Origin of the sequence: Vreelandella sulfidaeris (genome assembly GCF_042429665.1) — a bacterium.
Taxonomy (GTDB): domain Bacteria; phylum Pseudomonadota; class Gammaproteobacteria; order Pseudomonadales; family Halomonadaceae; genus Vreelandella.
This window is the reverse complement of sequence record NZ_JBHMAC010000002.1, coordinates 1-16,705: the sequence shown is the minus strand read 5'-3', so window position 1 is coordinate 16,705 and position 16,705 is coordinate 1. Positions and strand designations below refer to the sequence as shown.

16 protein-coding genes are annotated in these 16,705 nt (G+C 56.4%); 13 read left to right on the top strand and 3 right to left on the bottom strand.

Annotation, left to right across the window (positions count from 1 at the left end):
* Nucleotides 1-34: 34 nt before the first annotated feature.
* Complete coding sequence (locus ACFFLD_RS00085) at nt 35-604, bottom strand: hypothetical protein (RefSeq protein ID WP_386043638.1); 570 nt, start codon at nt 602-604, stop codon at nt 35-37.
* 176 nt (nt 605-780) lie between these two features.
* Here ACFFLD_RS00085 and ACFFLD_RS00080 point away from each other — a divergent pair, with 176 nt between their 5' ends.
* From ACFFLD_RS00080 to ACFFLD_RS00060, 5 genes are all read left to right on the top strand, one after another.
* Nucleotides 781-2,673 carry a type IV pili methyl-accepting chemotaxis transducer N-terminal domain-containing protein gene (locus ACFFLD_RS00080; RefSeq protein WP_386043636.1) on the top strand — a complete coding sequence of 631 codons (1,893 nt, stop codon included), beginning with the start codon at nt 781-783 and terminating at the stop codon, nt 2,671-2,673.
* Nucleotides 2,673-3,341, top strand: coding sequence for a two-component system response regulator NarL (gene narL / locus ACFFLD_RS00075; protein ID WP_386043634.1), 669 nt, complete (start codon nt 2,673-2,675; stop codon nt 3,339-3,341). Before ACFFLD_RS00080 ends, narL begins: the two co-directional genes overlap by 1 nt.
* A gap of 239 nt (nt 3,342-3,580) precedes the next feature.
* Nucleotides 3,581-5,173, top strand: coding sequence for an antiporter (locus ACFFLD_RS00070; RefSeq protein ID WP_386043632.1), 1,593 nt, complete (start codon nt 3,581-3,583; stop codon nt 5,171-5,173).
* A 71-nt stretch (nt 5,174-5,244) separates the two neighbouring features.
* Nucleotides 5,245-5,703: a universal stress protein gene (locus ACFFLD_RS00065; RefSeq protein ID WP_386043630.1), complete on the top strand. Its 459-nt coding sequence runs from the start codon at nt 5,245-5,247 to the stop codon at nt 5,701-5,703.
* 40 nt (nt 5,704-5,743) lie between these two features.
* Nucleotides 5,744-7,237, top strand: a complete 1,494-nt coding sequence (locus tag ACFFLD_RS00060) for an MFS transporter (protein ID WP_386043628.1) — start codon at nt 5,744-5,746, stop codon at nt 7,235-7,237.
* A 122-nt stretch (nt 7,238-7,359) separates the two neighbouring features.
* On the opposite strand, the gene ACFFLD_RS00055 is transcribed toward ACFFLD_RS00060, so the two are convergent.
* Both ACFFLD_RS00055 and ACFFLD_RS00050 read right to left on the bottom strand, forming a co-directional pair.
* A complete protein-coding gene (locus ACFFLD_RS00055) occupies nt 7,360-7,680 on the bottom strand; it encodes a carboxymuconolactone decarboxylase family protein (protein WP_386043626.1) in 321 nt (106 codons plus the stop codon).
* 160 nt (nt 7,681-7,840) lie between these two features.
* Nucleotides 7,841-8,257 (bottom strand): MarR family winged helix-turn-helix transcriptional regulator, encoded by a 417-nt coding sequence (locus tag ACFFLD_RS00050; RefSeq protein ID WP_386043624.1) that lies wholly within the window; start codon nt 8,255-8,257, stop codon nt 7,841-7,843.
* 140 nt (nt 8,258-8,397) lie between these two features.
* Between ACFFLD_RS00050 and ACFFLD_RS00045 the strand changes: the two genes are divergently transcribed.
* From ACFFLD_RS00045 to ACFFLD_RS00010, 8 genes are all read left to right on the top strand, one after another.
* Complete coding sequence (locus tag ACFFLD_RS00045; RefSeq protein ID WP_386043622.1) at nt 8,398-8,964, top strand: YIP1 family protein; 567 nt, start codon at nt 8,398-8,400, stop codon at nt 8,962-8,964.
* A 232-nt stretch (nt 8,965-9,196) separates the two neighbouring features.
* Nucleotides 9,197-9,268 carry a pyrroloquinoline quinone precursor peptide PqqA gene (gene pqqA, locus ACFFLD_RS00040; protein ID WP_113268409.1) on the top strand — a complete coding sequence of 24 codons (72 nt, stop codon included), beginning with the start codon at nt 9,197-9,199 and terminating at the stop codon, nt 9,266-9,268.
* A 113-nt stretch (nt 9,269-9,381) separates the two neighbouring features.
* Complete coding sequence (pqqB, locus tag ACFFLD_RS00035; RefSeq protein ID WP_386043620.1) at nt 9,382-10,308, top strand: pyrroloquinoline quinone biosynthesis protein PqqB; 927 nt, start codon at nt 9,382-9,384, stop codon at nt 10,306-10,308.
* Nucleotides 10,309-10,410: 102 nt separating this feature from the next.
* Nucleotides 10,411-11,217, top strand: a complete 807-nt coding sequence (pqqC, locus tag ACFFLD_RS00030) for a pyrroloquinoline-quinone synthase PqqC (protein WP_386043618.1) — start codon at nt 10,411-10,413, stop codon at nt 11,215-11,217.
* Nucleotides 11,207-11,479: a pyrroloquinoline quinone biosynthesis peptide chaperone PqqD gene (pqqD, locus tag ACFFLD_RS00025; protein ID WP_386043616.1), complete on the top strand. Its 273-nt coding sequence runs from the start codon at nt 11,207-11,209 to the stop codon at nt 11,477-11,479. Before pqqC ends, pqqD begins: the two co-directional genes overlap by 11 nt.
* A gap of 3 nt (nt 11,480-11,482) precedes the next feature.
* Nucleotides 11,483-12,610 (top strand): pyrroloquinoline quinone biosynthesis protein PqqE, encoded by a 1,128-nt coding sequence (pqqE, locus tag ACFFLD_RS00020; protein WP_386043614.1) that lies wholly within the window; start codon nt 11,483-11,485, stop codon nt 12,608-12,610.
* 15 nt (nt 12,611-12,625) lie between these two features.
* Nucleotides 12,626-14,434 (top strand): alpha/beta hydrolase family protein, encoded by a 1,809-nt coding sequence (locus ACFFLD_RS00015; protein ID WP_386043612.1) that lies wholly within the window; start codon nt 12,626-12,628, stop codon nt 14,432-14,434.
* A 15-nt stretch (nt 14,435-14,449) separates the two neighbouring features.
* Complete coding sequence (locus ACFFLD_RS00010; protein ID WP_386043610.1) at nt 14,450-16,567, top strand: M16 family metallopeptidase; 2,118 nt, start codon at nt 14,450-14,452, stop codon at nt 16,565-16,567.
* Nucleotides 16,568-16,705 lie beyond the last annotated feature (138 nt).

Sequence of the window (16,705 nt, the reverse complement as noted above, 5' to 3'; positions counted from 1 at the left end):
GGTAAGATTAGTCGACTAGATTTAGAGGGAGGCGCTACTCAGGTGACTCCACGAAAAACCATAGCAACAGCATTATCATGCAAAGAGGGATCAGCAGACTCAGGGGCGCCGCTCGCCACCCATAGGCCTGCACCACAAGAGGCGTCATTCGTAAGGAAAACCCGATGCCTGCGGCCAACGCCAGACAAAGCCCCACCCATGAGCGGGCAGTTCGGCCAGGCATCCAGCCTTCGGAGTGAGCAACGCCGGTGGCAATCATCGCGCCACCTAAGCCAAGCCCACCCCCCACACACAGAAATTCCCATGGTTGGCTCGCCATCGCAAAGGCGACCAGTGATAGGGCCAGCCCCAGCAGTAGCCATTGCATTACCCGGCAGGTGTCGCCTCGCCTGGCGTAATACCAGACAGGCCATGCCAACAACATGCCGCTACTCATCGGTACCAGCACAAAGACTGGGTGCTTGGCGAGCAAGGCGTAGAGCGCCCAGCTAGCCACCGCCAAGGCGCTAGCCAACGGCATCAGCAGCATGGCGACCAACAACTGATAGCCATTTACCGGCGCGGTAGATGTCTCCACTGTGGGTGGGGGCATGGATGAGGGCATAGCGATTCCCGGCAAGGGTATGAAGACATCAGAAGACATGTAAGAATTGTCTGTATATACAGAGCCTAGGTCAAAAAACATCGGAGGTAGTTCGGCTAACCCTAAAGGGATAGTCCTCGTATCAAGATGCAGACAATGCCTTACACTCTTATCTCTTCTGTACTACCGGACCTGCCATGAAATTACTTAAACGTTCGCTGGTTGCTCGCATCATTGCGTCACTGCTAGCCATTAGCGGCATGGCACTTATCTGCATCCTGCTGACCATGGCGATGTCCAACGGCAGTCGAGGCGATGCTGCCGCGATTAATGTCGCAGGCTCCTTACGCATGAATGCTTACCAGATCATGGGGGCCCTGCAGCGCCTTGAGTATGAACCCGAGGAAGCAAGCGAAGAACAACTGGAAAATTTGATTACCAGTTTCGACCGGCGTTTGAATGGCACCACCCTGCAACAAACTATCCCGGATGATGACCGCCATGAGCGCCACCGTCAGTTGGAAAAGATACAGACCTACTGGCAGCTTACACTTCGCCCGGCGCTACTGGCCCCCTCCAGTGACTTGGCGCTTGATACGCTTGAAACGATGATCGTGGCGATGGTCAATGATATCGAAATGCTGGTGACCTACCTGGAGCAGAGTACCGAAGCCAAGGTACGCCTGCTGGGTATGATGCAAGTCCTCTTTTTAGTGTTGATTGCCATTGTGGTCGCCATCGCCCTTTACGATGTTCGCCACAATCTGGTGGTACCTTTGCGTCAACTCATGGAGCTTGCACGTGAAGCGGCACAGCGTAACTTCAAGCCGCGTTCGCAACTGCGTGGCAGTGATGAACTGGCTCTGCTGGGCCGAACCTTTAACAAGATGTCTGCCGAATTGGCGACAAGCTACGCAGCGCTGGAAGATAAAGTCTCGCGCAAGGAACAGGAGCTCGAGCGCAGCAATCAGGCGCTACAGGTGATGCACGATGCCAGTCTTTCGCTATATGGCGGCGGCAATGACCTTTGCTCCAGTGCAGCCCCGATGTTGCGTGAACTGGAAAAGCTGCTGGATATCGGGCCAATAAGGCTTTCGCTGAACGATCCTTTCGACCAACGGGAAATGGCGGTACTGGAAACGCATTCGCGAACCCGGCCAGAGTATTGCCGTGATCAGGAGTGCAATGCCTGCCTGATCGACCCCAGGCCTCTGGACATGGTGGCCTCTGACCAGGCCCAATGTCTGCTGTTACCGATCAGCGTAGGCGACACGCTGCTAGGCACACTGGAAGTGTGGTATCCCCTGGAGCGACTCAACGATAGTACCCGCCGGCTGCTCACCATGCTGGCCGACCAGTTGGCCACGGCGGTATATCTACAGCGACGTATCGAGGAGCAGCAACAGGTTACCTTGATCAATGAACGCACCATCATTGCGCGTGAACTTCACGATTCCCTGGCGCAATCACTCTCTTATCTCAAGATGCAGGTCGCCAGGCTCGAACGCATGCAGCAAAAGGAAGCCACTCGAGAAGCCCAGTCGGCGGTATTCGAAGAGTTGCGTAACGGTTTAAATAGTGCCTATCGCCAACTGCGTGAACTGCTCACCACCTTCCGGCTTAAGCTCGAAGGCCCGGGTTTACAGTTTGCCTTGCGTGAAACCGTGGATGAATTTTCCCGGCGTATAGGCGCCACGGTCGAGCTTGATTATGATGTGCCGCCTTACTTACTTAATCCTAACGAAGATATCCATGTTCTTCAGATCATCCGGGAGGCGCTGGCTAATACCCATAAGCATGCCAATGCGCACTGGGCCGCAGTGACGGTACGCTTTGCCGATGCTCAATTGCTGGTTCGCATCGAGGATGACGGCATTGGTCTGGAAGACGACAGCTCGCCACCGATGCACTATGGATTGGTCATCATACGTGACCGGGCCAACACCCTGAACGGGGAGCTTCGCATCGCCAACCGCCCTACCGGCGGGACCTGTGTCGAACTTGTGTTTACGCCCTTGACCGCTCGCTTAATCCAACAGCAGCCAAACTCGGCTGCCGCTGACTCTCCTATAGGTACAGAGACCTCTTAATGACGCAATCAACCTCCAACGAATCCCCCGCCAGCCTGCTGATCATCGATGACCATCCACTATTACGTCGTGGCGTGGCGCAGTTGCTCGAGCTTGAAGACGACCTGGAATTGGTGGGCGAGACGGGTGACCCTGAAGAAGGCATTGCGCTGGCCCTCAAGCTAGAGCCAGACCTTGTTTTGCTGGACTTGAATATGCCGGGCGTTAACGGACTGGAAGCATTGCGACGCCTGCGCGAAGCTAACTACAGTGGTCGGGTGGTAATGTTCACCGTTTCTGACCATGAAGATGATGTAGTCGCGGCGCTGCGTACTGGTGCCGACGGCTACTTGTTGAAGGATATGGAGCCCGAAGACATGGTGCGCCAGCTGCGTCAGGCGGCCCTAGGGCGCATGGTGATTAGCGAAAGCCTGACCGCTTTACTGGCCGAAGCCTTGCGTAATCAGCGAAGCGCGCCTACCACTCCCGACATCCATAGCCTGACTCAACGCGAACGCGAGATCCTGAGAGAGCTTGCTGCGGGCCTCTCCAATAAGCTTATTGCCCGTAAGCTTGATATCACGGAAGGCACCGTCAAGGTACACGTCAAGCATCTGCTCAAGAAGCTCAACCTACGCTCTCGCGTTGAAGCCGCCGTCTGGGCTGTCCAGGAAGGTATCGACCACTAGCCAGCTCTGAGTGGTTACCTCCAAAGACTTTCAAGGTTTTTTTGTACTGCGACCTACCTACCCCCGGCCAGTTTTTTACCTTTAAAATCAATTTACTCGGCCTTATCAGCGACTACCTCTCAAGAGGTATGTCGCTGATTTTCAGGCTATTTTCGCCTATTCCACAACCCCTTTCCCGAGCGTATCTTGCTTTCTAACTGCTAAGTGCAGAAAAGGTTTGATGCCAAGGGGAAGCCGCCATGAGTAAAAGAAACGCCGACATTGAGAAGTGGGATGTCGAAGACCCCCAATTCTGGGAACAGGAAGGCAAGCGGGTCGCCAACCGTAATCTATGGATATCCATACCCAGCCTGCTAATGGGCTTTGCTGTTTGGATGATGTGGGGAATGATTGCCACCCAGATGCAGAATCTGGGCTTTTCGTTCTCGGTTACTCAACTATTTTCGCTGACCGCGCTTGCGGGCTTGGCAGGCGCGACATTGCGCATTCCTGCCTCGTTCATGATCCGTATAGCGGGTGGGCGTAACACCATCTTCCTGACCACGGCACTACTGATGCTTCCCGCCGCAGGTACCGGTATCGCGTTGATGAACCCAGGCACGCCGTTCTGGGTATTCCAGGCGTTAGCCCTGCTTTCCGGTATCGGTGGTGGTAACTTCGCTTGCTCCATGAGCAACATTTCCACCTTTTTCCCCAGCAAGCAACAAGGTTATGCCCTGGGCATGAATGCGGGTCTTGGCAACTTCGGTGTCACTACCATGCAGATCGTGATTCCACTGGTGATGACCGTGGGTATTTTCGGCGTGATCGGCGGCGCTCCGATGGAGTTGCAAAGCGCCAGCGGCACCTTGATTGGCCGTATCGAGGCAGGCACCAACACCTGGATCCAAAACGCTGGCTTTATTTGGCTGGTGTTTCTGATTCCATTGGCGTTCATCGGCTGGTTCGGCATGAATAACCTGCGCTCTATTACGCCTAACCCCGGCTCGCCGCTGGCGGCTTTCAGCAAGATATTAGGGCTCTACGGTGTCGGCTTGGTTACTTCCATCATTGGCATGCTGGCACTCGGCTGGCTGAACATGTGGATTGCCTTGCCACTGACTATTGTTCTGACACTGGCGCTATTACGCCTGATTCCTGGCGATATCAAACCCAATATCCAGAAGCAGTTCGCCATCTTTCGCAATAAGCACACCTGGTCGATGACCATTCTCTACATCCTGACCTTCGGTTCCTTTATCGGCTTTTCGGCGGCGCTACCGCTCTCCATCAACGTCATTTTCGGCAACATGATGGAAGCAGCCGCCGACGGCACGCTGGTTCGTGTAGCCAACCCGCAAGCACCTAGCGCCTTGACCTGGGCCTGGATAGGTCCCTTCGTGGGCGCTCTGATCCGCCCGCTGGGCGGGTGGATCTCCGATAAAGTGGGTGGCTCCATCGTTACTCAAATCATCTCTGCCGTCATGGTGGTCGCTTCCATCGCTACCGGCTACGTGATGATGCAAGCCTACAACGCTACCGACCCAAATCAGTTCTTCTGGTTATTCCTGCTGCTTTTCATTGTTCTATTTGCCGCCAGCGGCATTGGCAATGGCTCTACTTTCCGCAGCATCGGCGTAATTTTCGACCAGCAACAAAAAGGCCCGGTACTTGGCTGGACCTCTGCGGTAGCAGCCTATGGCGCCTTCATTGCACCGCGGGTAATGGGTGAGCAAATCCAGGCCGGAACACCGGAGCTTGCCATGTACGGCTTCGCTGTCTTCTACGCCATTTGTCTGGTCATTAACTGGTGGTTCTATCTGCGCAAAGGCGCCTACGTCAAGAACCCCTAACACCGCCTGCCCTTTTACTCCCGGAGCCTGGCTCCGGGGTTCAACCCCCTACCCCACTGCGGGAGGACACCATGAAGATCATGATTGCCTACGACGGTTCGCGAAATGCCAAGCTGGCGCTCGCTCAAGTCGTCAACATGTTCCGTTGTAACCAGCCACTACTTGTACTGGTGGGCGTCGTAGAGAACCCATTGGACTCAACCGATAACAACGAAACGCTTTTTCAGCAGGAGCAGAGCGACCTTAAACAACACCTTCAGGAGGGCGTGGCGTTTGCAACCGGCGAGGGCTTCAAGGCCGAACAACTGCTTGCCGAAGGCGATGCCCGCAAGATGCTTCTTCAGGCAACACGCAAGCTAGCGCCTGACTTACTGGTGATTGCCCGCCATAGCCACCAACCGGACGGCGGCATTATCGCCAAGTCGTTGACGTACTTTGTCGACGAACTCGACTACATGACCTTTGGCAGCGTCAGCTCGTTTTTGGCCCGACGCGCCGAATGTCCTTTATTGATCCTACCCAGCCCTTGAAAGCCCACCTAGCCATTTTGGGACACAGGATGATACGACCATGAAAGTTTCCGCTGTATTCAAGTTTCGCAGTCCTGAAATCCGGGCCCTGCACCTTACCTGGATCGCCTTCTTCATTACCTTTTATGTCTGGTTCAACATGGCGCCACTCGCCTCGAGCATGCTCAAGAGCGTTGACTGGCTAACACAGGATGATCTCAAGCTATTCGCCATCTGCAACGTCGCCTTGACCATTCCCGCCCGTATTATCGTCGGCATGGCATTGGATCGCTTCGGCCCGCGTCGGGTCTTTTCGGTACTCATGGTCAGCATGTCGCTACCGGCGCTGGCGTTTGCCTTCGGCAACAGCATGACGCAGCTACTGGTGGCGCGCCTGGTATTGAGTTCGATTGGCGCCAGCTTCGTGGTGGGTATCCACATGACCGCTCTTTGGTTCAAACCCAAGGACATCGGTTTTGCCGAAGGTTTCTATGCTGGTTGGGGTAACTTTGGCTCCGCCGTGGCGGCCATGTCGCTGCCGACCATCGCCTTGAGCATGTATGGCGGCCCCGATGGCTGGCGCTGGGCCATCGCCCAAAGCGCTATCGTCATGGCAGCCTACGGTGTTTACTACTGGTTTGCGATCACTGACGGCCCCGATGCTCAGGCCCACCGTAAGCCACGCAAGACCGCCGCGATGGAGGTTAGCTCCTGGGGCGATATGATCAAGCTGATTATCTGGACTATTCCGCTGGTCGGCGTGCTCGCCATATTGGTCTGGCGTATCCAGTATATGGGCTATTTATCGGTTGCCGGGGCGGTCGTCGCTTATCTTGTCATTATCGCTATCGTCATTTACCAGATAGTCCAGATTCTCAGAGTCAACCTGCCGATCCTGCGCAAGGGCGTCCCTGAGGATGACAAGTACTCCTTCAATAGCGTGGCCGCGCTTAACAGCACCTACTTTGCCAACTTCGGCGCTGAACTGGCGGTGGTGTCGATGCTGCCCATGTTCTTTGAACAAACCTGGGGGCTGAATGCCGCGACGGCGGGGATCATCGCGGCGTCGTTTGCCTTCGTCAATTTGGTGGCACGCCCCATGGGCGGCATGGTCTCTGACCGCATGGGTAACCGGCGTTTCGTGATGCTGTGCTACATGTTTGGTATTAGCGTGGGTTTTTTGCTGATGGCCATGCTCAATTCTAGCTGGCCACTGATACTGGCGGTGATCGTGACCATCGGCACATCGATTTTCGTGCAAGGGGCCGAAGGGGCGACGTTCGGTATCATTCCTTCTATCAAGCGTCGTATCACCGGTCAGATATCAGGCATGGCTGGCGCCTACGGCAATGTAGGCGCAGTGGTCTACCTGACCATCTTTACCTTTGTCACCCCGTCGCAGTTCTTCTACATCATCGCTACCGGCGCGTTCATCAGTTGGCTTATCTGCCTGGTATGGCTCAAGGAGCCAGAGGGCGCCTTTGATGACGAGTACTACGTCTCTTCAGTCGATAGAGATATCGAAGCGCAAGCGCTACAGAACGCCAAGCCTTAAACGCTACGGTGATGGGTAGTATTAACGCTCTACCCTAACGGTTCTACCCGACGCTCATGTGTCGGGTAGAACCTTGAACAGTAACGAGCATTCAGCAACCACCAGGATCTTTCAAAGCGGCCTTAGTCAGGATCGGTAATGTCCTCGATCCAAGTCAGGGCCGCGACCGCTGTCGGAAACCCGGTGGTAGGAATCGCCAGCATGGCAACCTGCTTGAGCTCTTCAGCGCTGATGCCTTCATCCAGAGCACGGCGAACATGGGAATGCACCGCCCCTTCTGAGCGCGACCCGATGGCCAACGAGAGCTTTACCAAGCGCCGACTACGTTCATCAAGCGGCCCAGCTTCAGCGCAGGCTTTGCCGAGAGCGGCATAAGCATCCCATATCTCAGGATACTGGTTGGCGACATCTCCGGCTCCCGAAGGCAAATCATGCTTTTTCATAGAGAGGTACCTGGTTAGTTATGTATGTAAGTCAACAGTATAGAAATAGGGCACTTAAATGCCACCGAGTAAACATAAAAAGAAATGACGGTAGAACCACTTTTTTTCTAATGAGGAAAAACAATGCCTATTAGCTATATAAGCCGACCTCATGCCTGCATTAAGTGGGGTGATCCCAAAGGGGGAACGGTGACTCTTCGTGCAAATGACGCAATTCGGGTTGATGGGTTTCGGCTATTTGCGTTACCCGTTTCACCCCCTCTTCCAATAAATGTATCTCTATTTGACGGCGATCTTCGCGCCCTTGCCGCCGCTCAACCAGCGCTAGCTGCTCACAACGGTCAACCAACGCCACGACCCCATGGTGTTTCGCCTGGAGTCGTTCAGCAAGCTCTCCCACGGTTGCCCAGTCCCTCCCATGGAAACCACGTAGATGTAGCAATAGTTGATATTGCAACGATGTCAGCCCATAGCGCTGGCAGATATTTTCACTTTGGCGAAGGAAACAGCGAAGCCGATAACGAAATTGGGACAACCGCTCAAAGTCGTTTTTATCAAGGGTAGGTTTCTTATCCATTTTGCCTATTCTCTGTGTCTTACTCAGTGCCTTATTCGCAACGATCATTGTCTTGACAAATGATAGTGGTTCTTCTAAAAATATAATATCACAATGTGATATAAATAGTCATTTGGATATTTCTCCAAGGGGAAACTGCCATGAATGCTCTAACTTTTTGTAAAATGCCATTCAACCACCGCGTCGGTTGGAAAGAATTACAGGCCTCTTCACCCTCTATTCCATTACTGGTATGGCTAGTGGTTTTGCCCATGTCGCTCCTACCGCCCATGATGCTCTATTTTGCGGGCACTCACTATGGCGATGCTTTTATGGCAGGTTTTGCTGATCGAGAGTGGCGTTTTATAACCACGATTATTTTCCTTGCAGAACTCTTAAGTTTTTTCATTATGGGTTGGTTAATACATACCGTCGTGAATGGTACTGACGAGTTATCCATCAGCTATCAAGATGCTTATTTACTCGCCGCTTTTGCACCACTGCCTCTATTTGCCTCGTCATTGGCGCTATTGGTACCTAACCTGCTGTTCAACGTTGTCGTCATACTCTCTGCGCTGGTCATCTCTTGCAGCTTGATTTACCACGGTTTACAGGCTCTTTGTACACACAAGGAATTTGATGTCATCACGATCTCGGTTACTTACACCATTATGGCGGCCAGCGCTTTAGGGTGGGGTGTCCTGTTTGCGGTTATTTGGGCTTACTGAATCATGGCTGGGTTTGTGCCTAAGCCGAGTTTCAACACAGGCTTATCAATGTATTTACCGTTGTCGGCAATGATATATAGGCCGAGGGTAGACATCATCAAGGTATCAGCATCATTTGCTCAATAAAGAGGCTTTAAAAATCCACAAAACCTTGTGTTAGGGTCTAGGCTGTAGTGTGAAGATTGTTTGTAGACTCAGCATCTTCCCCTGTCTTTCTATCAAGGAGCGCATCATGTGGAAAAAACCTGCTTACCAGGATATTCGTCTCGGGTTTGAAGTAACCCTATACATCTCAAATCGTTAAGATCGTCTCAATGCCTGCCTTCATGGCAGGCATTTCTTTTGCTTGATGAATACGTTTGATCAAAGGCTGCGTCACGGATGTACGTTGGCCACAAGACATGGAGCGTTACGCTTATGCAGGTACTAGTGCTTGGTTCGGCAGCCGGCGGCGGTTTTCCTCAATGGAACTGCAACTGCGCCAACTGCGAAAGCGTGCGCCAGAATCGTGAGGGGTATACGGCCCGCACCCAGTCATCGATTGCCATCAGCAGCGACGGTAAACGCTGGCTACTTTGCAACGCTTCCCCGGATATTCGCAGCCAGCTAAACGCCACCCCTGAGCTGTGGCCCAATACGCTTCGCGGCAGCGGTATCGCCGAAGTGCTGCTGGTAGATGCCCAGGTGGACCACGTGACAGGGCTTTTATCGCTACGTGAAGGCTGCCCGCTGGATGTCTGGTGTACCCCCAACGCCCATAGCGATTTAACCAGCGGGTTCCCGCTTTTCAATATGCTGAGCCACTGGAACGGTGGTCTTCAATGGCGCGCCATCGGGCTCGATGAAACCACCTCGACCATCGATTTTGATGTACCCAGCTGCGAGGGCCTTCACTTTACCGCTTTTGCCCTGGCAAGCAACGCGCCCCCCTATTCACCCCGCCGCGGCCGGCCTTCTAACGGCGACAACCTAGGGCTTTTCATTACCGACAAGGCCACCGGCAAGTCACTTTGCTACGCGCCGGGTCTGGGCCAGCCCACCGAAGAGGCCATGGGCTATTTAAAAAAGGCCGATGTTTTCATGGTGGACGGCACCGTCTGGGAAGATGACGAGCTGATACGCACCGGGGTGGGTACCTCAACCGGCCAGCAAATGGGGCACTTGGCGTTGAACGGCCAAGGCGGGATGCGCGAATATTTAGCCACGCTGCCCGATGCCACGCGCAAGATTCTCATCCATATCAACAACACCAACCCCATTCTTGATGAGGCAAGCGAGGAGCGCGCGCTCTTGACCCAAGAGCATATCGAAGTGGCGTTCGATGGAATGCGTCTGACGCTTTGATGCTTACGCCCTGCTTTGAAATCCTGAGAACAAGTTCGCGCTGCCAAGCCACGTTTGCCGCAGGTGAACGCCATCACGAAGCCGCTTTTCAAGAGGCCTACCATGTTATCGAACACTTCCTCCCTTGAGACCGCAGCGCCGCTTACTCAGCAGGCGTTTAAAGAGGCGCTGATGGCTAAAGGGCAGTTCTATCATCTTCACCACCCGTTTCAGCAAGCCATGGCCCGGGGTGAGCTTTCCAAAGCGCAGCTTCAAGGCTGGGTCGCCAACCGCTTTTACTACCAGCTCATGATTCCGCAAAAAGACGCAGCGCTGCTGGCCAACTGCCCGGACGCGGCAGTGCGCAGGCAGTGGGTGCAGCGCTTACTCGATCACGACGGCGACCAGGATGATGAAGGCGGCATTGAAGCCTGGATAGCGCTTGGCCAGGCAGTGGGCCTTACGCGTGAAGAGCTTGTGGCCCAGGAGCATGTGCTTCCCGGCGTGCGTTTTGCCGTCGATGCCTACCTCAACTTTGTGCGTCAGGCGAGCTGGGAAGAGGCGGCGATCTCATCGTTGACCGAGCTTTTCGCCCCCGAGGCGCACCAGAGCCGGCTGGACACTTGGCCTACCCATTACCCCTGGATTGACGAGCAGGGATACCGCTATTTTCGCAAGCGTTTGAGCGAAGCCCGGCGGGATGTGGATCACGGCCTGGAGATCGCCCTGGAGGTATGCACAACCGCCGCGCGTCAGGCGCGGGCCTTGGAGATACTCCAGTTCAAGCTGGATGTGCTATGGAGTATGCTCGATGCCATGACGTTGGCCTACCAGCTCGACCGCCCGCCCTACCATACCGTCACGAACGAGCGGGTCTATCATCGCGGCCTTGGCACCCGCTCGCTTAAGGGAGCGTTTAATGAAGCTTGAAACGATTCCCCAATGGCGGCGCGGCTGGCGGTTCCAGTGGGAGCCCACCCAGGACTGCTTCGTACTGCTCTACCCTGAAGGCATGGTCAAGCTCAACGAAACCGCCGGGGCGATCCTGAATCAAATCGACGGTGAAAGCAGCGTGTTATCGATCATCAAAAACCTTGAAGCGCTCTACCCCGAGGCAGGCGCGCTTGAAGGCGATGTACTCGAATTTCTTAGTGAGGCGCAACAAAATGGCTGGCTAGCCAAGGAGTCGTAAGGTATGCCGACGGCGAAATTTCCCTCCCACGGTCCGCTTTGGCTACTCGCAGAGCTTACCTACCGGTGCCCGCTGCAGTGCGCTTACTGCTCCAATCCGCTGGACTTTAGCCAGTACCGCAACGAATTGACTACCGATGAGTGGTTGAACGTGCTGCGTCAGGCCCGTGAAATGGGTGCCGCCCAGCTTGGCTTCTCCGGGGGCGAACCGCTGGTCAGGCGCGACCTGGAGACCCTGGTCAGCCACGCCCGCGAGCTGGGGTTTTATACCAACCTTCTGACCTCCGGGGTGGGCTTGACCGAAAAGCGCGTCAACACCCTGGCAGAAGCCGGGCTGGATCATATCCAGATCAGCCTGCAAGCCGCCGACCCTGAGCTTTCGGCGATTTTAGCGGGTTCACAAAAGGCCCACGCCAATAAACTTGCCATGGCGCGGGCGGTCAAGGCGGCGGGCTACCCCATGGTGCTCAACGTGGTATTGCACCGCCACAATATCGACCAGATCGATGAGCTTATCGCCCTGTGTGACGAGCTTGGCGCAGACGCGGTGGAACTGGCCAACTGCCAGTACTACGGCTGGGCGTTTCTGAACCGCCATGCGCTGCTGCCTACCCAAGAACAACTAAGCCATGCCGAAGCCGTCACCGAACGCTGGCGCGATAAGCTCGCCCGGCAGGGCCGCCAGATGTCGTTGCTGTTTGTAGTGCCCGATTATTTCGAAAATAAACCCAAGCCGTGCATGGGCGGTTGGGGCAGCATCTTCATGGCCGTGGCGCCGGACGGCACGGCACTGCCCTGCCATAGCGCCCGCGAGCTGCCGCTCACGTTTCCCAATACACGCGATACACCGCTTGCCGACATCTGGCGATCAAGCGATGCGTTCAACGCGTTTCGCGGCGAAGACTGGATGTCGCCGCTCTGCCAATCCTGTGATGAGCGCCATACCGACCAGGGCGGCTGCCGCTGCCAGGCGTACCTTCTCACCGGCGACCCCGCTGCCACCGATCCGGTGTGCCAATACTCGGCGCAACACGAGGCGCTGGTCGCCAGCCTGAAGAGCACCCAGACTGACGAGCAGGCGCTCATACCGCGCCAGCATCGCCAGTCGCAAATCATTTGTCGTCAAACCTGAGCATAAGGAGCGCTCATGCTGACTCCCTCGCTTGAAGAAGCGGCAACACCGCCAGAGCGGATGGCCGAGCTACACTGCACTGAATCGGCACTTTTCTGGCTGGAACGCCATGCCGAGCGCGGCACCACTCACCTGTGGCGCTGCCCGGCGGGCGATATGGCGAAGGCCCACTGCTTGAGCAGTGAAGAGAGCGTGGGTAGCCGGGTCAACCAATACGGTGGCGGCAGCCACGTACCTCTTGATGAGGGCGCGGCCTGGATACGCCAACGCGATCAGTCGCTTCGCTATTGGCAGGGCCTGGATTCAAATGGCGCTGCCCTGGAAACCCACACCTGGTACACCCCCGCACAGGGCAGCCTGGGCGGGCTGAGCGCCGACCCGCTGCGTCAGCGCATCATCGCCGTGGAGGAGCGACGCGTCGCGGGCACCCTGCAGCGCCTGATCGCCATCGACCAAACCCGCCAGCAAGTGCTTGCCGAAGGCGCCGACTTTTACGGCGCCCCGGCTATTTCGCCTAACGGCGCCTTGATGGCCTGGGTCGAATGGTCTCTGCCTGACATGCCCTGGCAGCGCAGTCGGCTGACGCTTGCCGCCATCACCGGTGACGGCTCGCTTGACATCATCGACACCTTCGATTTTGGGGCGGCCGTCAGCCAGCCCACCTTCACTGCGGATAATGGACTCATCGTGATGAGCGACCATGCGGGCTGGTGGCAGCCCTGGCATGTTGCTCAAGACAGCCTGCACTGCCTGAGCGACGCCCCCTTTGACCACATCACCACCCCCTGGCATCTAGGCGAGCGGCAGCACACCTGGGGCAACCAGGCAGGGCTTTGCCTGCGCGTTGAGCAAGGTGCCGCACGGCTTTACCGCATCACTCCCACCCAAAGCGACCCCGTTGCGCTGAATACCGGCAGAGTGGTGAGCCTTGCCCAGGCCTCGCACGGGCAGTATGTGCTGGCTCAGGGCCAGGCGACCACGACGCAACTGATCAAACTGGGAAGGCACGGCGAGCCCCACAAGGTATTAAGAGGCGCTGCCCCCATCGACAATCCACCCCAACCCGAAACCCTGAGCATACCGCTGGGTGATGGCGAGCAACGCGTGCAGGGGTTTTTATATCCAGCAAGCCAAACGGCGCAAGATGCCCCCGCTCCGATGATCATGCGCGTACACGGCGGCCCTACCTCGGCCTGCTACCCGGTGTATGACCCGCTGATTCACTACTGGGTGGCGCAAGGCTTCAACGTGGTGGATATCAACCCGCGTGGCAGCGGCAATTTTGGCCGGGACTACCGTCAGGCACTGCACCAACAATGGGGTGTACTGGATACCGAGGACGTCGAGACACTTACCGATGCGCTGATTGCCCAGGGGAGTATCTGCCCGCGGCGCTGCTTCATTCGCGGCCAGAGTGCCGGTGGTTTTACGGTGCTCAATGCGCTCGCCCACTCTCAACGGTTTTTGGCAGGCACCAGCCTTTACGGCGTTACCGATGCGGTCAGCCTGGCACAGCAGACCCACCGCTTTGAATCCGGCTATCTGGACTGGCTGCTGGGTGATGAAACGCAAAAGCAGCAGCGCAGCCCCATGCATACGCTTGCCCAGAGCGGCCATCAGGTCAATGTGCTGCTGATTCAGGGCAAGCTTGATAGAGTCGTGGTGCCGGAGCAGGCCCATCGGTTGGCTCGCCAACTCGAAAAAAGCGGCGGGCGCGCTGAGGTGCTGATTTTTGATAACGAGAGTCACGGTATGCAAAATCCTCAGAACCGCATGACGATGATCCGTCAGGAACTCGATTTCTACAGGTCGCTTTCCTCCTAGGCCATGGCTTTGCACTTGCCCACTTCCCCCTACACGCTGGCCGCCTTGAAAGGCGGTGCCCAGGGCCTTTTTCATACCCGCCAGTCAACGCCGCTTGTCCATATCATCATCGTCGTCGGTGCTGGCTATCTTGATGAGCCTGAATCGACACCTGGCCTTGCCCACCTACTGGAGCACGTACTGCTCACCCAGCCCGTTGTGCAGGGCAGCTCGCTGCTCGCGTTGACCGAGCAATTGGGAGGCAAGCTGAATGCACGCACCGATGACCTGATCACCGATATTCACGCTAGCTTGCCTGCCGGGTCGCTTTCGCAGTTTCTGACCTACCTACACCAGACGCTTTTTGCGCCACGATTCGATGAAGCCACCATTGCCAGCGAAAGCACCGCGATTGACGCCGAGTACCAGGCCCGCCTGGGCACATCCGCCATGCGCCGGCTGGCGGGGCTTCAAACGCTCGCCGAGGCTACCCACCCCGGTGCGTTCTGCCACCACGGCTCGCGCCGTAGCCTGGGGCGCCCGCCTGAAACGCTCAAAGACGAACTAAAGCACTTTCACAGGCGTTACTATACGCCTTCACGTATCAGCGTGGGCCTTTCGGCACCGCTACCCCAGGTGCAACAGCAGGCGCTGCTAGACGCCATCCTGCCCGGCGATTACCCTTCAACGCCGCCTGACACCAAGCCGTTGAGCAGGCGCTGGCGCCCTACCTCGCAACCGGTAGAGATCGAGGGGGCGGCATCTTCAGTAGAGCTACTCTGGCCGCTTGCTGCTGCAGGCCTTGCTCACAACATGGACGTGTTGAAAGCAAGCGAGCAAGCACTCAACGCAGGCGCACTGACACAACTATTGGACGGCCTAGCCGACGACTATGAAGCAACGCTTTGCCCAAGTGGTGCCACCGATACGCTCGCCGTGACGGTTCACCTACCGGCAGACCAACAGCGTGAACTTTTAACGCGCAGCGCAGGTATTACCCAAGTGATTAACCGCGTGCTAGAAGCGCATACTGACCGCGCCCTGGTCACCGTTGACCGGCCCTCGCTTGCCGAGTGGCTATTTACCCAGACGCGCCAGCAGGCCCTCGCCCAGCGATTTGGCGCTACCGGATCAGAAATAAGCGGCCCGGGGCTGCTGGCCACTCAGGCCGCTTACGCACTGTTAACCGCGCCCGCAAATGCCACTGCCCATAAGATGGCGCCTCAAAACCACGCCATGCCCCCAGCCAACGTCATCAGTAAAGTGGGCGATGGCGGCGGCACTGGCCTGCCCCCGCACTGGCTTGCCTGTTTTTATCCTGACAGAAAAATAGCGCTACCAGCACTTGCACAAAAGCGCCTGGCCGCCCAGGGCATTGGGCTTTTGCAGCACACCACCGCGCATGGAAGCTGGCTTTGCGCCCATGGGGCACAGCCGCTTGCCAATGCGCTAAGCGAGGTAATGCAGAAAGCTTGGCTGACGCCACTACCTGAGCTAACGGGCTTGCAAGCGCACCGCCTGCTTGCCGAGCTTACGCCCAGCCCCACCAGGCCACTTCTCTGGACAGATAGCACCGAAGCGGCGCACGCCCTTTCACCGCTACTGGCAGCGCTTCCTGAAGTACCCACCCCCCATGCGGCAGAAGGCCCGGCCACGCCGTCACAACGTGTAACGTTGATGCGTACGCTAACGCTACCGGGCAGCGCTATTCATCGCCAGTTAATGGCAATTGCGGCCAAACGCCATAGCGCGCCTTTCTTTCAAGCTATGCGGCAAACCCACCAACTGGGCTATATCGCCGCCGTCCGCTTTATCGATGGCGACCCGGCAAGCGTGGCATACATTGTGCAGTGCCCGCAGGCAGACATTACACAAGTCAAATTGCTGATTCAGGAAGAGATCGACCGTTTATGGGCGCAACTGCTGACCAACCTGGCCGCCGAGTGGCCGCTACCTCATGAGGAATTCACGGGTCTCGATATCCCCGAGACGCCTACCGCGGTGCTTATTGCCCATTGGCAAGCCCATCTTAACGCAAGTCATACTCCGCTTTACCGGCTCTCACGCCCTGCTCCCTCAAGCTTTTTGGTTGATGATTGGCGGCGATGGGTTGCCGACCCAGACCTATGGGCGTGGAGGCAGCGAGCTGGGTAGGTATTCGAATCAGTAACGGGGGGTAATACCCCCATTTTCAGAGGGTTTCAAAAGTAGAGTTCAGTCCACAGTGACCCTCTCCCCGATAACCGAGCATCCAGACTTGGAAAATCAGGCCTGTGAGTGACTCAGATAGTA

Coding starts and splice junctions, on each gene's coding strand:
- ACFFLD_RS00085 (WP_386043638.1), bottom strand. CDS start 604: ATGCCCTCATCCATGCCCCCACCCACAGTGGAGACATCTACCGCGCCG.
- ACFFLD_RS00080 (WP_386043636.1), top strand. CDS start 781: ATGAAATTACTTAAACGTTCGCTGGTTGCTCGCATCATTGCGTCACTG.
- narL (WP_386043634.1), top strand. CDS start 2,673: ATGACGCAATCAACCTCCAACGAATCCCCCGCCAGCCTGCTGATCATC.
- ACFFLD_RS00070 (WP_386043632.1), top strand. CDS start 3,581: ATGAGTAAAAGAAACGCCGACATTGAGAAGTGGGATGTCGAAGACCCC.
- ACFFLD_RS00065 (WP_386043630.1), top strand. CDS start 5,245: ATGAAGATCATGATTGCCTACGACGGTTCGCGAAATGCCAAGCTGGCG.
- ACFFLD_RS00060 (WP_386043628.1), top strand. CDS start 5,744: ATGAAAGTTTCCGCTGTATTCAAGTTTCGCAGTCCTGAAATCCGGGCC.
- ACFFLD_RS00055 (WP_386043626.1), bottom strand. CDS start 7,680: ATGAAAAAGCATGATTTGCCTTCGGGAGCCGGAGATGTCGCCAACCAG.
- ACFFLD_RS00050 (WP_386043624.1), bottom strand. CDS start 8,257: ATGGATAAGAAACCTACCCTTGATAAAAACGACTTTGAGCGGTTGTCC.
- ACFFLD_RS00045 (WP_386043622.1), top strand. CDS start 8,398: ATGAATGCTCTAACTTTTTGTAAAATGCCATTCAACCACCGCGTCGGT.
- pqqB (WP_386043620.1), top strand. CDS start 9,382: ATGCAGGTACTAGTGCTTGGTTCGGCAGCCGGCGGCGGTTTTCCTCAA.
- pqqC (WP_386043618.1), top strand. CDS start 10,411: ATGTTATCGAACACTTCCTCCCTTGAGACCGCAGCGCCGCTTACTCAG.
- pqqD (WP_386043616.1), top strand. CDS start 11,207: ATGAAGCTTGAAACGATTCCCCAATGGCGGCGCGGCTGGCGGTTCCAG.
- pqqE (WP_386043614.1), top strand. CDS start 11,483: ATGCCGACGGCGAAATTTCCCTCCCACGGTCCGCTTTGGCTACTCGCA.
- ACFFLD_RS00015 (WP_386043612.1), top strand. CDS start 12,626: ATGCTGACTCCCTCGCTTGAAGAAGCGGCAACACCGCCAGAGCGGATG.